The 18,709-nt window shown below is 31.8% G+C and carries 12 protein-coding genes; all 12 read right to left on the bottom strand.

Annotated features, from left to right (window positions below):
- Positions 1-908: 908 nt before the first annotated feature.
- The 12 genes from ACR3I3_RS10535 to ACR3I3_RS10480 all read right to left on the bottom strand — a co-directional run bounded on the left by ACR3I3_RS10535 (position 909) and on the right by ACR3I3_RS10480 (position 18,213).
- Entirely contained in the window at positions 909-2,216 is a 1,308-nt protein-coding gene (locus tag ACR3I3_RS10535; RefSeq protein WP_440952216.1) for a radical SAM protein, read from the bottom strand.
- 15 nt (positions 2,217-2,231) lie between these two features.
- Positions 2,232-5,588, bottom strand: a complete 3,357-nt coding sequence (locus ACR3I3_RS10530; protein WP_440952215.1) for a hypothetical protein — start codon at positions 5,586-5,588, stop codon at positions 2,232-2,234.
- Positions 5,579-6,394 (bottom strand): phospholipase D-like domain-containing protein, encoded by an 816-nt coding sequence (locus ACR3I3_RS10525; protein WP_440952214.1) that lies wholly within the window; start codon positions 6,392-6,394, stop codon positions 5,579-5,581. Before ACR3I3_RS10525 ends, ACR3I3_RS10530 begins: the two co-directional genes overlap by 10 nt.
- Entirely contained in the window at positions 6,391-8,328 is a 1,938-nt protein-coding gene (locus ACR3I3_RS10520; RefSeq protein WP_440952213.1) for a hypothetical protein, read from the bottom strand. The genes ACR3I3_RS10525 and ACR3I3_RS10520 overlap by 4 nt, the downstream gene beginning before the upstream one ends.
- Positions 8,325-11,618 (bottom strand): helicase C-terminal domain-containing protein, encoded by a 3,294-nt coding sequence (locus tag ACR3I3_RS10515; RefSeq protein WP_440952212.1) that lies wholly within the window; start codon positions 11,616-11,618, stop codon positions 8,325-8,327. The genes ACR3I3_RS10520 and ACR3I3_RS10515 overlap by 4 nt, the downstream gene beginning before the upstream one ends.
- A 165-nt stretch (positions 11,619-11,783) precedes the next feature.
- Positions 11,784-12,407 carry a hypothetical protein gene (locus ACR3I3_RS10510; protein ID WP_440952211.1) on the bottom strand — a complete coding sequence of 208 codons (624 nt, stop codon included), beginning with the start codon at positions 12,405-12,407 and terminating at the stop codon, positions 11,784-11,786.
- Positions 12,408-12,633: 226 nt separating this feature from the next.
- Entirely contained in the window at positions 12,634-14,139 is a 1,506-nt protein-coding gene (locus tag ACR3I3_RS10505; RefSeq protein WP_440952210.1) for an McrC family protein, read from the bottom strand.
- A 31-nt stretch (positions 14,140-14,170) separates the two neighbouring features.
- Positions 14,171-15,430, bottom strand: coding sequence for an AAA family ATPase (locus ACR3I3_RS10500; protein ID WP_440952209.1), 1,260 nt, complete (start codon positions 15,428-15,430; stop codon positions 14,171-14,173).
- Between the two features lie 3 nt (positions 15,431-15,433).
- On the bottom strand, positions 15,434-16,099 hold the full coding sequence (locus ACR3I3_RS10495; protein ID WP_440952208.1) for an AAA family ATPase: 666 nt from the start codon (positions 16,097-16,099) through the stop codon (positions 15,434-15,436).
- Positions 16,100-16,167: 68 nt separating this feature from the next.
- Positions 16,168-16,341, bottom strand: coding sequence for a hypothetical protein (locus ACR3I3_RS10490; protein WP_440952207.1), 174 nt, complete (start codon positions 16,339-16,341; stop codon positions 16,168-16,170).
- Positions 16,342-16,460: 119 nt separating this feature from the next.
- On the bottom strand, positions 16,461-17,282 hold the full coding sequence (locus ACR3I3_RS10485) for a GIY-YIG nuclease family protein (protein WP_440952206.1): 822 nt from the start codon (positions 17,280-17,282) through the stop codon (positions 16,461-16,463).
- Between the two features lie 739 nt (positions 17,283-18,021).
- The gene (locus tag ACR3I3_RS10480; RefSeq protein WP_440952205.1) at positions 18,022-18,213 is read right to left on the bottom strand and encodes a hypothetical protein; all 192 of its coding nucleotides are present in this window, start codon (positions 18,211-18,213) and stop codon (positions 18,022-18,024) included.
- Between the last annotated feature and the right edge of the window lie 496 nt (positions 18,214-18,709).

The raw sequence follows: 18,709 nt of genomic DNA, 5'->3' as shown, positions 1-18,709 counted from the left end.
GACAACCTCAAATATTCCTTAGTGATGCTGAAAGAGAGAACATCTTCGATCAGTTACTGGAATTCCCCCAGAAAACTGCTGAAAAGTTGGGTGTTAACAGAGGTACTTTGGCAAAAATCAAACGAAAGATACGTAAGAACAGATCTAAATTCAGAATGGATACTAAAGCTACTAGGAAATTGGTGCAGTATCTGTACTGGAACAATGTAAAAGACTGATTTTAAGCAGGATACGTGCTAGAAAGTATGGAAAATACTTCTAGCTACGTATCTTCTAAAAAAATTATAACTATCGAGTATACCTTTTAAGTAGATATTTATACCTTTTAAGTATAGATTTATGCCGTTTAGAGGCATATCTATAACGTATTTAGTTAGATCCTTAACGGTTTTAGTAAAATTCTTAACGTTTATCGATATCTACCTATCTCTTAAAGACATATTTATATCGCTTAGAGATATATCTATATCGTTTTTAGTCATACTATAAAAATTCCTAGTTTAGATCTAAATTTAAAGATCTTAAAGAAAATATTTTATATTAGTCTATATCCCAGATTATAGTCTATTATCTTAGTCTAGAACGCTAAATAGACTATTTTTAGTCTATTCTTTTTTAAGAATACCGACCTCGTATAAGTCTCGATTAATCTTCAGTATTTTTCTAAATCGGAAGTAAATAGTTCGATAAAAGATATTATCTTTAGATTAATCTATATTCACTTATCAATAATATTTATTAGCTTTAAACTAACTATTATATATTTCATAGGCATTAATCTATATAAATCTAAATAGAAGCATTTAAATAAGTATAAAGGGCCAATCAAACCTTATTAAAAAATATCAATTTGTTTTGATTTCTTCAGAGCAATTTGTGTTGTTGCATATCAAATTTCCACATTGAGACTAGTCATCAGGAAATGGAATATCTGGCTTAGTAACCAGCTCTACAGACCATTTATCTCTATTTTCTGGAGGATTTATTTGGTCAGGTAACCATAAATCTGGCAAATATCTTTTTCTTTCACTAAGAGGCATTTTTTGCAACACATAATACTCCTCTTTGGAATATCTTTTATGTTCTAACAATTTACTGTGGAATTCAAAATTTTGTCGAATACAAATATTCTGTCTACGAACATTCTTTCTAAATTGCTTAACCTCAGCATCAGTCCAATTTGGATTGATGTGATAAGATTCTCCATCGTTTTGATCTTTGAGAGGTTTATAGTAATCATGTAACTGGCTTAATGGTCTGTACCTGCAATCCGAAATCTGTACTCCCCATTCCAAACACTTAATACGTTTCTTTTCCATTTCTGTGAAATCTAAGTCCCAATTATAGATCATGAAAATAGTTATGGAATTCTGGTTGTAGCCCGCCTTGACTAAAACATCAAGCTGTTTCTTAATTTCAGGCCATTGACTGTAACCCCAATCCCAAGCAATGCGAGGATTCCTAAAACCTGCTTTTTTTAATAATGGCGCTAAGTTTTGTCTTTTTAATAAAATTCTACCATCAAATCCACTTTGTGACTCACACCAGCCAATGTCCTTTTGACTTTTTAATTCAGCTAATTCTTTCAAGATGTTTTCCATGTGTGGATTATAGAATAGATTATTATCATAGAATACCAAATTACGAAGACCTTTTTCGATTCCGTCTTTTATTAGTGGATAAATTTTTTTTCTACTTTTAAATTCAGGCTCAATAATCCATGTTCCACAAAATGAGCATTTTCTTGCACAACCTCTTGAAGTATGGACAATTTGATAATCTATAGGATTATCATCGGTCATAACAAGGTCGTAATTTGGAACACAATTTTCAGCTTCGGCGATAACACCTTTAGTAGGAGTTACATTATATTTGGCACATTTTTCCTTGAAATCCTCTTTCTCGAAATGTAAACTTGCATAGATTCCGCCAACACGAATTACAGTCTTTTTGGGATCTGGGAATTGATCTCGATAAAATTCAACCGTTTCCCAAACATATTCAGACCAATAAGTAAAAAGACTTGTAACTTCGATAAGAGAGGGCACTTCAAACTCTGTAGGGAGGGTTTTTCCTCTAACTAATTGGATTACATTATCTTCTTCTTTTGCATAGTATGAAGCAAGCTTTAGTAGACCTATTGGTAAGAAGTTTTTATGATTCCTACTTTTGGTTCTTGTAGGAAATTTTGGTTCAACCAACAATACATTTTTCATAGCACACACCAAAGATCATTCACTAATTTTTTTAAGGACGAGACATTGTTGCATTTTATCTTTGATTGCGAGATCAATATCATTTACAAATACATCTCTTCCGCTTGCAACTCTTTTGATTGAGTAACCGACTTGCTGTAAAAATGTGCGAATATTTTGTCCATATGTGTTAAGTTCAATATAGTTTTCAATTATCTTTTCATGTCCCATTAATTTTCCAATTGCAAGTAGATTTTGAGGATTATGGAACGAATAATGTTTTGAATCGGTTACATTTTTTCTACACAAGCTATTAAACGATTCTTGGACATAATCTAATCCCATCACAACTGAAATCTTATACATCTTCGCTTTTGTGATTGGAGTCTTGCTTATATTAAAAATTGATACTAATTCCTCCAAAGAAATCAATTTATACCAAATACTTTCTTCATATATGGAATATAGCTCAGAATTTTCAATCATTGCTTGCTTCATAGCAACTGATTCACTTAATCCATTTAGCATAGAGATTAGATCAAATAAATTTTTCTTTTTAGATTCAGATAACCAATATATGTTCTTCATTTTGTTTATATCATCCTTTTTTCTAAAATCCATCAACTTTAAGGAATTATAAAAAATATTGAAACACATTATTGGTTCTAATATCTCATCTACACTTCTTTCACTGTTTTTAAATAGAACTCTCATTAGATAATTTTCTACACTTTCTCTTTCTTCTGATTTAATGTACAAGATCCTATTAGAAACTTCAATATCATTTACTGAACAAATGTCATATCCATCCCCAACTTGTCTTCTAATTATGCTATCCCTAGGAAATGAAATATTTTCAACTATTCCATTATTGTATTGAACTTTAAAACAAATATAATCATTATTTTCTCTTCGAGGATCATTACTATTTTTTCCTAATGTTTCTTCATCCATTGATAAATTTTTATTTTTAATCTCTTGCAGCATATTTTCAATAGACTTTATTGCAATCTTACCATTTTCTATTGGAATTTGTTCTGTAGAAAGTAATTGTGTTTTAATAAATTCTTCAGAAGAATCAGAAGGGGATGATTCAATACCTAATGATTTTCCTTCAATTTCTTCATTAGGTAATACTGGAAATGTATAAGCGTGATAGTCTGTTGTGTGCTCAATAGAAAATTTTAGATCGATTAAAGAAACCGACGTATGTTTTTCAGATAATAATTGGTCAAAGACATCAATTTGTGTTCTTGCTTTAGCAAAATCCTTTCCAGGATATGTCATAAAAATAATATTAGTAAAGGGGCGCATTAATGAATCAAAACCACGAGCAATGAGGAGTTCATCCTCATATAATGAATGGAAAGGTAGCGAACCAGGCATGATCAGCTCACATAGTTTTGTTTCGTTTAAGTTCATATTCTGAAGATCAACCAATTTCCTATACTTGATCTCGATCTTTTTTGAAACTTGATTTTCAATTTCATTATTTTTTTTGGTGTACATTACAAAATCGATTTCAGATCTATCACATTTTCTTTGGCAACTTAAGTCATTTAGTGATTTTTCTATTATATTTGAATTTTTTAGATTTATGGAATTGTCATAAACAACTAACTTTTCAAATGATTTTTTAAATAAACGGTCTTTCTCATTATTTAATTTCATATAATCAATGGATGTATCAACAAAAATCGAGATTTTCCCCAAATACTGTTTGTCATAATCAACTTGTAATTTTAATGTTGGATTAAGTTCATGCAGTTTATTCTTCAGATCTAGAATTTCTTTCTTAATTAATTCCCCAGAAATGATTATTGGATACTTGAACGAATATCCATTGCTATTAACATGAATATTCACTGTGTTTCCATTCGATATTGTTGTATAAAATCTAATATCGTTGGTGATTTTTCCGATTGTATTAATCAAATAAGATACGGATTCATAAAATTTAGACTCTGTGAAAACATAAGGTTCTATATTGCATACAACAATAATCTCATTGCAAGAATCATTTGATTCTCCGTATTGTTTTATTGATTTTGCAATTTTTTCTAAAAGATATGCTTGAAATTGTGTTTTCTTAGTAGTTCGAGAATTTGTATGAAGACCATTAAGTTCCTGAGTCAGATCTCGAAACATATCGAAATCATTACAAAGACCTCTAAAATTACTTATTGGATTTTCAAGTGATTTATTTTGTGTCGATAATGTGTCTGCAATAGGTAATGTCCTTGTAACACCGTGGATTTTAAATCTACGTGTGATTTCAGAAGGAGATAATACATTGCTAAATATAGGAGGAAATGCTAGTAGATATGCATCATATGATTTTATTTTAACATCATCTAATCCATCTCTAATTGCATAAACGAGATAATCATATGAAAAATCCCATTTAGAGAGGTTGTCAGCCGAGATTTCACTCTGCCCTATATCTTCACAAGTAGAAATCAATTCGTATTCAATTTTTTTATTCTTAGGATAATAAACATCCCACATATCGCTCTCTAAAGATAAGATCTTTAAATCATTGTCCTGAACAGATTTTTCAAGCCCGGTTTCAATACAAAATCTTTTCCCAAAATGAAAGATATTAACATCTCTATTGTCTTGGATTTCTTCAATGAATGATTTTACTCCATTTAAGTAGGGCCATGAGAAATGAAGTACAAGTTTTACATCATTATTTTCGACATTTTCAATTAGCTTTTTTAAAGAATCGAATGAGTACCTCCTTTCGTTTATAGACTCAAATATTATTAATTTTGGATCAAATTTATTTAATGTCAACCCTGTTTTTTTGTATGGTATTTTTTTAGAGCCAATAATCGACGAAGGAGTTATAGTGTTTATTGGGATTGTTACAATTTTGGGCCATTTCTGGAACTTACCTGATTCCAGTGAATTCACATATGTTTTTTCAAACTTTTTTTTGAAATGACTATCCCCATGTTTTGGTTTTGTTTCAACATCAAGAGAATCAAATTGATTATCTTCTTCGTTTATTTTGCCTTTGCACCAGAGTAAATTTTCGTAATAATGAAATAATCCAGAACCACCTTTCAATGCTTTTCTATAAGACAAAGAGTGAAAAATTTGTGTATTTTTCTTAAATGCAGAATCAAATTCTTTTTTTGGTTGACCAGGAGTTCCTATCAATACATCGTTACCAGTATCTAACGCAAACATGCATGAAATAATAGGGGATATGTTAAGTGGTCCTTGTGAAAAAACAATAGTAACCTTTTTGTTCTGTACAGAACCAAGAATACTAATTGAAAATGGAGATAAATTTTGAATATTTCTATTTTTATCGAGAATAGTTTTTTGGCCACCTTTTTCCATCATGTATTCTATTGAACTATATTTGACCATTAGTCCCATGCCTCCCCATATGAAACCATATAATCAAAAATTTCACAAATTTCGTGCACCTTATTTCCTTTTAGCATGCATCCAACTTCAAAGTTTGCTGAAAGACTATTTTGTCTTAGTTCTGCACTACCCAAGTAGGCAAAATTATGATCTGCAATTAATAGTTTAGCATGTGTGCTTGAAAAAACTTTATTAGTATCTAAATCTCCGTAATGATAATCAAATATTTGTAATAGATCAGAGTTTCCAGTCTGTTTTGCGATTTCTTTAACCCATTCTAGTTCATTAGATCTTTTCCCAAAAAGTTCTCTTGATAGTATTGTTATATGAACACCCCGATTTAATGAGTTTGCAAAAAGTGTTTTAATTTCTGGGAAGGCGTCGATTACATTTTTTTGCATAAACGGAGAACAGATGCGCAATTCTTTTGTTGCAGATTTGAAGATAAATCTAAAACAATCTTTACTATCTATAAATTCATTTCTTTTTTTTAAATTAATAAAACTCAAAGTTTGCAGCATGGGACTCGATACTACAATCGAAATTTCGTTGTTTTCATTAATTGAAGAAAATGGAAAAGATAAGGCAACAAATGTTGAATATTCGTCATTTTCCGAATTGTTCTCGTTTGTTATTTTTAGATGCCCAGATTGTAATGAATTGTTGAATACATTCCTTATTTCCAATTCAGAAACCTTTACATCACTACAATAACTATGCAATAGAGAGTATACACTACACTTGTTTCCATGATTCAACAAATAATTTTGGAAATAATCTTGGATCTTCTTCTCAACTTTGGGATTAATAATCATTTCAAATATCCCCACTTAAAGCGATCAGAATTCCCAACAAGAGTAGATCGATCAAGATCACTATTAAAATTACAGCATACAAATTCAGGAAGGTAACAGCATGAATTACAAGCACCACCTTCATCTATCATACATGCCGGATCCTGCGGACAATCTTCAGCAATTTCATTTACACGATGGAACCAATTTTTCAGATTATATTCATAAACAAATTCAAGACCACCAATGTTGATACTATTTGTAGAATATAAGAATATTGATGCAGTTTTAGGGTAGATTATTTCTGATATACTTCTCGCATCTAAACCAGTATCAACAGAAGATTGCTGAATAAGCATATGTGAATAAGTATGTAGCAACTTGTAAACAGCATTTTTGCAAGCTTCATCTAAATTTATCAAGTCTCTAAGATGATCTAGAGGAGCATTGTTTTTTATTGGAAAAATATCTACTTCAGGCTTTATCAGTTCTTTGTTGGAATCTAACCATTCAATTACTTTTTCATGGTTTAGTTTGAACAAAATACCTTCAGTTGAATAGTTTCTAACAAAGACAGTTGGCTTTTTGTTATTTGGCATTCCCGATTCAATGGGCATATAAAGTAGAACAGGCTTTCTCGTAGAACCATATATCACGCCTAAAGTCGCTTGAACAATTGTAAGGTCTGGATAGTAATAGATCCCTTCAAGTCCGAAGCTGGATAAAATATCTTCATAATTAGGAAAATCTTGTGGCTTCATTCTTTTATTTTTTGCATTAATTAGATTGAAACCCTGCAAATCCTGTTCATCGAATGGAATGTTTTCAACTGATTTTAATGCATCACGAATTTTATCAATTCCATATCTCAGATTAATTTGTTCACTTGTAGTAGTATTATTGACAGCACATGTTTGCACAGCAATTTTTGCATCAATCAAGATTTTTTCAATTATATTAGTGAAATATTTAGACACAAGATCCATGTTTTCATTAATATCAGATTCGAGTGGATTTAAGGTAATGTTTTCAATTACATCTTCTGCAGTGCGATCTACTTTTTTAATGCTCCAAAATTCGTTATCACTAATTAGTTTCTGCCTAAATTCAGGAAGGTATAGTTTTGATTGATCGAACTCGTATCCATAAAAATTGATAAATGCTTCAGTAAGAAGACTTCCTTGAGCAGATGGCATTCCTATTTGATTCAAGCCTTCAGATGCTGGAATATCAGGAATTGAAATTACATATGGGTGCGTGACAGAATTAGCTGTTGCCGGAACCGCTCTAAAAGAAGATTGTGGTTTTCCAGAATACAATCCATTTTCATGATGACATTTTACAAAATGAAGAGATTTTTTGTGCCCACATTTATTGCACATTACTTTATATGAACCGATGTCCTCTTTTCCTTTTGGCCATATAAGTTTATTCATACTTTTTTTAGCACCACATTTATCGCAATCTACATTTATATTAGTCATTGCGTGAAGTGGTGCAATCTTCCCACATACATCACAAAAAGCAAGGAAAGTGAATTGTTGCCAATCATCTTTGTCGCTATGGCCACACTTTCTCCCCTCTTTTAGATTGAAATATTGATTACATCCATCCTGAGTGCATAATGCAGTTTGTGGATTAATCAAAAATATTCCACATCTGCCCTCATCCTTTACGTTATCTATCAGTTTTATTGGTTTGATTTTTAGATCATCAATACCAATCTGATGAAATTGCGCTCCATCTAAACTAACACGTAATGCAATTTTTCTATTAATTAAAGTACTAAATAATTTGCGATATTTTTCAAAATTGTATTCATTTTTTGGGTCGGGATCATTATCAATTATTTGAAAACTCAAGGATTTTCCAAATCTACGAGTAAAAAATAGCTTGACTGCTCCCTGATAGAAACAACTGCTTTCGTTAACTGAATGTATGGTTTCTGAACTCATTTAAGCACCCCCATCCTTCTTAAGAGATCTTCATCTTTATACCATAACTCCAAAGCAAGTTGTTTTTGTAAGCCTCTCATACCTGTTTGTGTACGATACAAAGGATTGCCAGATTTTGTAAGTATATTAGGGAAATATTTATTTTCTGATTCATTTGAAAAAAGTATCTGGTTTTTTCTTTCTTCAACCTCCTTGTAAACATCGAGATCAATTCCAGATCCACCGTATACATTTTGAATAAATTCAATAAGGTCGAGCCAGTCCTTTTCATCAAGTGATTTTACATCAATTAACCTATACAAAGCTCTACACTTTTTGTTTGATAGATAATTTAAAATTCCCGCACAAAACATTGAATTTACAGTTTGTTTCATGCCAAGTTTAGAATATCTATTAATTGGCACGGGTTTTACTTCATGGTCAAGCGAATTGTGGTATCTATTAAAGTTACGGAAGAAACTATCATCACGTACACGATTTGGATAAAACCACAACATAACTATTCCAAGATGCTTTCTTCCAACACGAGATAGCGCTTGAATATATTCAGAGGTTGAATATGGCAATCCTTGAAAAACCATTACATTGAGTTCATCAAGATCTACACCATGAGATACTACTGATGTTGAATATAGTGGACTGAATATGAACGACTCTTTATCGACAGCATTTGGATCATATTCATAAACATATTTGTGCACATTATCAATAGAATTTTTTAGCTGCTCAAGATTATTATCTCCTGTTAGTGTATGACCAAGAACTTTTGATCCACTATGATTCTTCTTGAGCGCATCACCAATAACAGTTTCTTGCAAATGCATCATGTTATATGCATCTTGTTTCTTGATGTGATATGTTAATGGAATTAAATACCTATTAAGCAGTTTTTGTGCATCTTTAAGATTATCTAATTCATATCTTGAACAGAATTTTGCAGAATCTGAGTTGAGTTCTTTTTGTTTTTCAATCAAAAACTCTGTAGTATGAAGTAAAGTTGAAAGAGTGGCATAATGATTATCTCGCAAATTGGGTTTCATACCATAGATAATCCTTTTTGGACCGTCTTTTTTAAGGAAGAAGAAATCATTTTTACTTCCCACTCCTTCAGGACAACGACCTGGTATAACAAACATACCTTTTTTGTATAATTCAGAGATCTGCTTTTGTGCACCGTTTATTGTTGCACTCATTGCAATATGCTTCAAAGGTCTTCCAGATGTGTTTTTGACCATTTCATCGATTAATCCCTCAAAGTGAGCAGATATTGTACCGAATCCTTCACTCAACAAATGCATTTCATCCTGTATAGATAGCCTAGGACCTGACACTGCCGTTGAACAAGATCCAAGATGATCACATTTTCCTTCCTCTTCTTTCTTTTCACACAAATCTCCAGCAGGTATGAAACCATGTCCATCAGGGCAATGACTTCCTGAACCACCCAATATTCCACGGACTTTTTGTTGTAGGCTCATACCTGCCCACTTATCCACAGTAGACACAATAATTGTTGGTCTCCACCTGTAAACTTCCCTATCACTATAATATATCTGAGAAACAAACCCACATTTATCACATTTGTGTAGAATTCTTTTGTGTGGGTTATCATCAATTAGTCGAATCGTACCTTTGTTGCCTGGTTCACAGAGAGGACATTTCGAAATGATTTTAGATATTGGTGCAGGATCTATTAATTTGTCTTTTGAGTATAATGTATCTCTAATCTTGCTATACATATCTGGAAAATCATCATCAGTACTTCCTACAAAATACCCAAGTGAAAACTGTTCTCCTTCAAAAAGACTATTATTTGAAGATCTTACATGTTCAGCATGCATAATTATGCTTGATAATCTTTCAAGTTGCTGAATTGATAGCATTCTCAGTGGGAATTTTACGATGCCAGTAACACCTTCCTTCTTTCCTACTGCCCTTTCATAAAACATTGAGAATACTAATAAAGAGAAATATGCTTCAGATTTTCCACCGCCAGTATCTACGTGAAGAACATCTACAATTTCCAGATCTTTTTCTTCCACAACTGAACAAATACTTGATAGGAAAAATGCCAACTGAAACAAACGCCATCCTGCATTAGAAATTGGATGATCGATCGTATTGTAGTAATTGTTAAATGCTTCATTAGTCCTCAAAAAACAATTGTACACAACATCATCAGATTTTATCAATTCGACACCATGATCTACTTTTTCAATCATTTTATCGAAATGATTGATCAAATCATTGCGTTCCCTCCAAGTTCTTTGCCTATTTTCACCAGAAGAAAGTGGTTGGAATTCATCTAACTTCACATTTGTTGGAAAAGCTGATGTATATATGCCACTATATTTGTTCATTTCTTCAACAAAACTTTCAAGAGCAGAAATTGCATTAGATTTTTTTGATAAATTCTCAAAAGAGAGATCAATTCCAGGAATTTTAGATCTAGGAATAATATTTTCCTGTTCAAATCTACCAAAATGTTCAGTTCTTAATTTTTGTTTCTTCTCACCCCACACACCTTGACAATTTTTAGACCTATATGCATAGAAATATTTTTGATTGTAGCCATCATAAACGTAATCATCAACAAACTTGTTTATTTTCAGTCCATCAAAATCAATTTCCAAGTTGCAGTTAAATAATGTATTATCAAAATTACGAGGAGTTCTTTTCTGAGTCCCATTTTCATCAATCACAAAAGCAGAAGGCTCTACCTTTGTATTTTCATATTCAAAAGAAACGAGCATGGAATGTTCATCGTAATCAATTAAAGAAACATTTATTCTTCCTTTCCACGTGTCAACAGGAATTTTGGGAGATACTTCACCGAAACTATTGATCTTATCGATTAAACTTGGGAAGTCGAGTGCCAATTCAATTTCTGATGAAATGTCAATATTATAAGAAAATTCAAATGGATTTCTTTTCCACAAAAATTTCTCTATATCTTGATCTGGGTCTGCATCAGGGTTTTTAATCTTATAATAGACATTCCCCATAGCTTTCATCGAAACATGTGTTTTATCTATAAATTCAGATTTATCAATTAATACAGATAACTTCATTGAAGTGGCTCGCATTGAAGACGAATCATCTTCCTTTCTGTCAACATAACCACTATTTTCTGTGTGACTTTGATCTTTCCTTGCCGCTAAAGTACCAATAAGATAAGTATTACTTGGTTTAGTATTAATTATTTCATCATCTTCATGGGTTCCCGAAATTTTAGATAAAATATATGTGGACAAGTCTAACGCAAAAATTTCTTGAGAATGAATATTCACCAAATCTCCCCCTATAGAATTAAATTATTATAAATACTTTAATTTTTTCTCCAACCGTACCATACAATATAAATATTTCGAATTATTTCTGCATTATTTTAAAAACATAAAGTAAAAATATCCAAGAGCTCAGAGTATTGGGAGAGATATGATTTAGCACTGCCATTATTGGCTTGTAAAAATGCGATTACTGCTTGACGAGTGATTTACTTCTTCAATAGTAGTTTTATGCGAGTCGCTAAAATGCTCACTTAGTTTTTCCACTATGTGTACACTGCGAGGCCTATCAACGATGGAACTTTTAATGGCAGTTTTAGCAGGATTTTTTCTGCTATGAAAGCCATCATTCCTTCTATGAAGGTCCTCCTGTGAGAAAGGACCACTTACTTTTCTTTCAACCCTGGTTTCGTCAATGAAGAACCATTTGTCACCATTGGTTAAGAAAATTGGAATCTTGCGTTTAACCTGTGCTTCAATATCCTTAGCATATGTGCGTGCCTGTATTGTCCATTTTGAAGGATCAGATGTATATTTTTTAGCTTCGATGGCAGCAATAGCATTTTCATTTTCATCCAGAAGGACGTAATCTGCGAATCTGTCAACATCCCTCCCCCCAATACCATTGAAGTAAACGAAGTTTTTGTTTACAAAATCGGATTTTACAGTGTTTACTTCTTCCTTGATGTACTTTGGATACCAATTTTGTTTTTTCAGAAGAGGATCAATGATTTCTTTTCTTGTTCTGAATTCATTGATTAGTTCACTGATACTGTCTTCATAAAAGGACATAGTAAGGGAATAGTTCGACTTCTATATAAAGATCTTTTGCAATTGTGCTTGTAGATTCAGAAATGGTGTGAAGTCAATATACTTACATGCTTCTGAGAACATTAGTACAACTCTAAATTGCCAATTCCGTTTGCAGTGGTTTTGAGGATTTCTACAGAACCTATTTTACATTTCTTTAAATATAGATATGGTACAAGTAAACAAGAGATCAAAGAAACATTTGAAATTATATTAAATTTTCGTTTTTGAGATATTTTAGTTCTTCTTTAATTTTAGCGAGGAAATCAACAAATCCTGATTTAGATAATTCTCCATTAAAATTAATATCAAGCGTCATTACAAAAATATTCCAATCAATCTTTTTGAATTCTGGTGAAAAGGAATATTTATATCTGACTTGATTTTCCACTTCAGGATAAATCAATATTGAATTGCATTTATATGCAAGACTATATGATATAATTTGATGAAGATCTGTAGACTTTGCCCGTCGTTTTTCGTTGGAAAAATCCATCTTTTTATATTTTGCATCGATAATTAATTTGGTAACTTCATCTGAGCTAATCAAAATATCTGGCTTTATAGTCACGTTAGGCGTACCTTTTTCTGGTATTAGCAGATTGTTGATTCCTTCTTTTTGTTCTTTAACCTCATATTGTTGAGAAAATAGTTCTTTTGTTAGCTCAAAAACGAAGTCCTGGAAAAGATAGTTCATATCAAGCAAATATCCATAAGCTTGAATTTCCTTGGAATGTATATCACCAATATATACTTCACTAATTATTTGTTTTGATAAAACGATTATTTTTCTATAGTAGTCATTGAGCTTTGAAAAAGTTATTCTCTCTATGTCTTCAACTTGGAGGTATCTTTTAGGAGTAATCTCGATTTCAAGAATCCATTTTAAGTCAACAAGATCTTGTTTTAATTTATAATCTGAAACTAAGTCAATCAATAAAGTTAAAGCATAAAGAAGAGTTTTATTTTCTAAATTATCATAAGTCAATTCATCATATCTGCAATAAAACAGGTGCTTATTTACAAAATTGTGTTTTGTTTGCATGTCAATGAGTAATTTCCCTTTGAGAAAACATTGGTTTTCTTCTTCATTAACATATTTTTTAAATAATCCTTGTTGAATTATCTTGTCAAATTCAGATTTGAATATTAATGCTATGATGTCAAGAAAAAATTTTCCTTTTGGGAATTTAGATATATCATATGTAGGAATTTCTATTTTGTGTAGGTAGCATATAATGTAATAAAGAGCTGCACTAGTTATTTTTGGAATTATTTGAATTCGGAATCCCGATGGAAGGGTAATTATCCCTACATAACTGTTTGTTTTTAGTAAGTAAGCACCATTTTGTAGTAGTGCTACATGTTTGCCTGTTTTTTGATATCCAATCACGTAAATTTTATTCTTAAAGTTATTAATGATAAATTGAATATCCCCTTCTTCAATGAACAATTCCTTTTGCTCATATTCCAAAAAATAGTCTCCATCAGATCTAATAATCGCCCCACATAATTCAATAAACCCAAAATAGTCATTAGACTTAATTGTAAATTCGTCTTTGCTAAATTCAAGGATTTTGTGATCAGGAGGGAGACTGTATCTGTCTACGTATTCTCGATTTTTGTTTAAAATGTAGTTCTCAATTGACTTTTTATTTTCATCATTCCTACTTATGCCAATATTCCTGAGATCTAGAGTCTCACCTCGATTCAAGATTGTATGCAAGGTTTGTTCCATAAAAATATTAGTCTCCATTTCCTATTATTTTGATTAAAGTGCTTTTGACATTGTTTTTCTCTAGATTTTTTATGGAGTTGCCCACATAAACATCGTTAAATGCATCTCCCAATAATTCTTTAATTTTTTCATAATTGCTGTTATAATATTCCTCTATAAGTGGTAAAATTTCATATTTCCAAAGTGTTGCACAATCTCCATCAGACATATCATCTCCATTTTCCATTGCAAAAGAATGTCCTATCAACTTGTCTTTACCATGAGCAATCTTTGTTGTATAACTATCTTTCCCAATTATTTTGTTATTAAGAGTTTGAATTGCCTGAATTGTTAGACTAACAAACTCATTTGTACATTGAGAAGGATCGCTCCACCATGTATTCCATTTACCACTTTCATCGTCTTCCAATCCATCCCCTGGACAGAATTCAACAAAAGCAAACCTACGCCTTAGAGCAACATCCATAAGAGCCAGACTTCGATCTGCAGTGTTCATAGTGCCGATAATATAGAGATTAGGGGGCACTCCAAATTTTTCCTGAGAATATGGGAGGGTTAAAATTATTTCATTATCTTGTCCTAGTCTCTTGTCAGGTTCCAATAAAGTTATAAGTTCCCCAAAAATTTTAGGTATATTTCCTCGATTTATTTCATCAATTATGAGCACAAAAGGTACTTCATTATAGTCTGATTCATCAAGAATCGTTTTTTTATTAATAGAGTCTAAGACATACCTTTTTCTCGTAACATAATCAATTTTATCCATATATTTTATTAACGGAAAGTCATAACTTGCTGTAAATGTGTCGACCAAACCCTCTATATTCTTGATATCCTTTGGGTAATTGATCTTATCTTTTGAGGCGAATACCTTTTTTAGATTTTTTATATAAAGAGGTACTTCAGCTCTTCCAGCTGTCGGTTTAATTATAATTTTTGAATCATCGATATTCGTTATCTCAAAAAGATTCCCTTCGATTGTTTCCAAGCTAAATGGATTAGCATCCTCAACATCTTTCATCAGTTTTTTGTAACAAAATTCAAAGTATGAGTCATCATTTTTATTTTTAAAAACTTCAAAATAAGCATTAATGCACATTCTTTTAAAGATGCCATCTTCTACCTTATAGTCAACACTTCCATTTTCAGTTTGAGCCCTTATTCCCTCCACAAATTCTTCATAAGAAAGGGAGGGATGAAATGTCACAAAATTAATTCTACCTTCATTCATGTAGTTCTTAAAGTTGTCATTAATTTCGCGAACCATGTTTTAGTCCCCCTTAAAATGATTTTGAATCAGACTCATTGCTACTTGCCTCGCAGCATAGGTTTTACCAGTACCTGGAGGTCCATAAAAAATGACTTGAGATTTTTTGTTCAGCAAATTTATTATTGGTAAATTTGTTATAGGATTATTATCAATTATCAAAGATTCAATTTTTGTTTCTTTGCTAAATAATGGTAAAATTCGTTTTGTAAAAATACCTTTATCAATTTTTACAACAGTTTGAGTTTTTCCAAGATTCTCTATTATTAATTTATCTGATATTTTTGTAGGCAATATATTTTTCGACCATTTCACTTTTCTCGAAGTACTTAAATAATACTCTTCAGCTTCGTTGAATTCCCAGTCATCTTCCTCAACTATTCCTATACCATAAATAGTAGAAGGAGCACTGTAAGCAATAATAATGTCATTTTTTTGGATGTCGAAGATGAAATCGATAGCTTGATTTATGTCTCTACCATGCAAATGTACTTCATCTTTAAAATATGTCCTTACCTCATTTTCTGTCAATCCATGAAGATCTTCTTCAGGCCACCCAATACCAATTCTACCGGCTTTGAAGCATTCATCCCAACCTTCGCCCCCTCTGCCAGGAGATATTTTCCAGTAACGTTGCTCTTGAAAATCAGGATTCTCATCAATTTTCATAATAAACCCTCCAATTTTGAAGTTATCTTGACAATACGTTTCACAAAAAGTTATTTATCAAAAACCTTCTAATTCGTGCTCATCGACTGAAAGAAAATCTTGTCTGGTAAACTTTGCAAAAAATCTTCTATCTCTTTTCTCTCTTCTTTGTCATCATGATAAGCATCTGTTTTTGAGTATTTATTAAAAAGACTGATATATTTTTTAATTTGAGCAGTTTGGTATTCATTAAAGCCAAGCATGGGTTATTTCTCCATTTAAAAGAAATTTTGTATAATCTATTAAAATTGGTACTATAATAAATTAAAGATTAGGGGGATGTTACCATTTGCGATTTTGTTTTTGGAGTTGAAAAAGTAACTTAATTTTGATTATATCCAAATTTACCTGACAAAAGAACACGCTTCCAGTATTGCTCCCTTTCAATGATAACATTATCATCTGTCTTCATAGAACGATATTCTAAAAGAGAAAACTGGAAATTTTTCCTTGCATAATCAATACCGTTTTCTTTTATAAGCTTTGTAAGTTCATCATTCCAACCATGACCTGTACCAATGTAGCAACCCCACCTAGACCATATACCCGTTTCACCGTAGGCAGATCCTACGTACATTTTTCCATTGTTTTTGTCTACTATTAGGTAGACTCCTTTGACGTTCTTTAGTGCAGCCATCCAGTCTCTTTTATTTTGTTTAAAAATAGGTTCAAGCTGTGAAAAACTATGTTCAATGTTTTCATAACCGCAGAAAGCTTCCCCAGAGTATGGTTTATCAAAAAGTTGTGAAACTACAAGATTTAGATAGTGTTTTTCAAGATAGAATGCCCTACCTCTTGCTTTTGGACCTGGATAATCTATCAACAACCTTCCAATGTACTCTTGGTATTGCTCTTCAAGAGTGACAACATAGTGATCTTGTTTTCTTTCAACAACTTTGAATATTCCGCCAAATAGCCATTTATCAGGTTGAGGATAGAATCTTATTAGTGAAAAAATATAACTGCGGCTGAAGTCATCTCTACCCCCCTTCCAGCTATTCCAGCCATTCCATTCGTCTCTACTTCTTACAAACACATCTAACGGCTCTTCTTCCCCATCCCATACAGCAAAATGTATCTTATAATTTTCAACATCATCGATTTTGAGTATATTTTCGGCTTTTATAGATGTGTGATCTTCCAAATAATTCCCCCAATGTCAAGTAAGCTATATTTGCCCTAATATAGTAGTTTAAATGTTCGTGTATAAGATTTTATTCCATAATTCATGAATATTATTTACTAAATAAAAGGATGCTATACCATGAGCGATATCAATGAAGAAATTGTAAGACTCTTTTTCGAAAATAATAAATTCCTAGTTAAAACTAACCTGCTATATTCTCTTAATAATGTTGATAGTGATATTGATTTATTAGTTTTTAATTTGCATCCATTAAACCAAAAGGCAAAGATATTGATTTTGTAATTAAAGATGTAGATGACTTAAAAAGAATTCATCGAGCATCTATAGAAGTTAAAGGCTGGCATGGCATGAACTTTACACCTTCAGTGCTCAGAGAATTTAGTAGAATATTTAATTTTGTTTCTGATGGTGCCATTGGAGGCTAATAAAAAATTTTGGGGTACAGATGATTTCAAGTCAATTCTGGTATTATCTCACTTGCCAGTTAAAGAAAACGTATGCAAGGAAACAATAAGAATTTTGAAAGAGCATAAAATAGACCATGTTCTTGAGTTTAAAACAATCATTGATTTCATGTTAACAATCGTAAAGAAAAATAAAAATTATAGTAATTCCGAGTTTCTCCAAACAATTAGAATGTTAAAAACTTATTGTTAGGACTTTGAATAAATCATAATATATTTGCATTATAGATTTTTTATTACCTACATTTCTAATCAAAGAATCGCAGAAGGCATTACATTACCCCTGCTGATTTCCGGTATTTCTTTATGCTCTCTTTTATTGACCCAATATCTGATTCATTTACTTCATGATATGGAGATGCTCCACCAATGCCAGTGGCTGCTATAACTCTCGGATTATGCTCCCAAGTATTAGTTTCAGCATTCCATTCCTCAGTAACTATATTATCTTTGCTGATCTCCATCCTAAATAGAGCAACGTGCTCACCATAGTCTGGATCATCAGGGTATTCCTCAATCCATGTGTAGTATTGTATCTAATCACCTCTAACATTACAGGTATCTGCAGCTTCAATCACTCACCCGGGCCAACTGGTGCGCCATCCAATAGGCTTTTAAAAGCTATCCCCCTTAAATCTATGCGAGGAATATCGGTAAAAAAAACGGAACTCTTAGTATTAATATCAATTGCATATTTGAAAAAGGAAATAAATCGCAGGAAAAAAGGAACTAAAAAATTTGAGAAATACTGAAATTACAATTCTTTTTTTTAAAAAAAACAGGACATTTATGGATTATGCCTTAAAAAAAATAGGACTTAATAACAATCTTCGAATATATCAATAATTTCCGAGAAGTTTAGGGAGTTATCATCACACAACTTAGTTAAATAAATTTGATAGAGCTAGGCCCTTACTAATACGAATAGGTTAAGGAATTTCGGGAGTTGCCTTTTCCGGC

The sequence above is a fragment of the Methanococcoides mangrovi genome, assembly GCF_052057775.1.
Classification (GTDB): domain Archaea; phylum Halobacteriota; class Methanosarcinia; order Methanosarcinales; family Methanosarcinaceae; genus Methanococcoides.
Note: the sequence above shows the minus strand (reverse complement) of the source record. Positions and strands in the feature narration are given on the sequence as shown.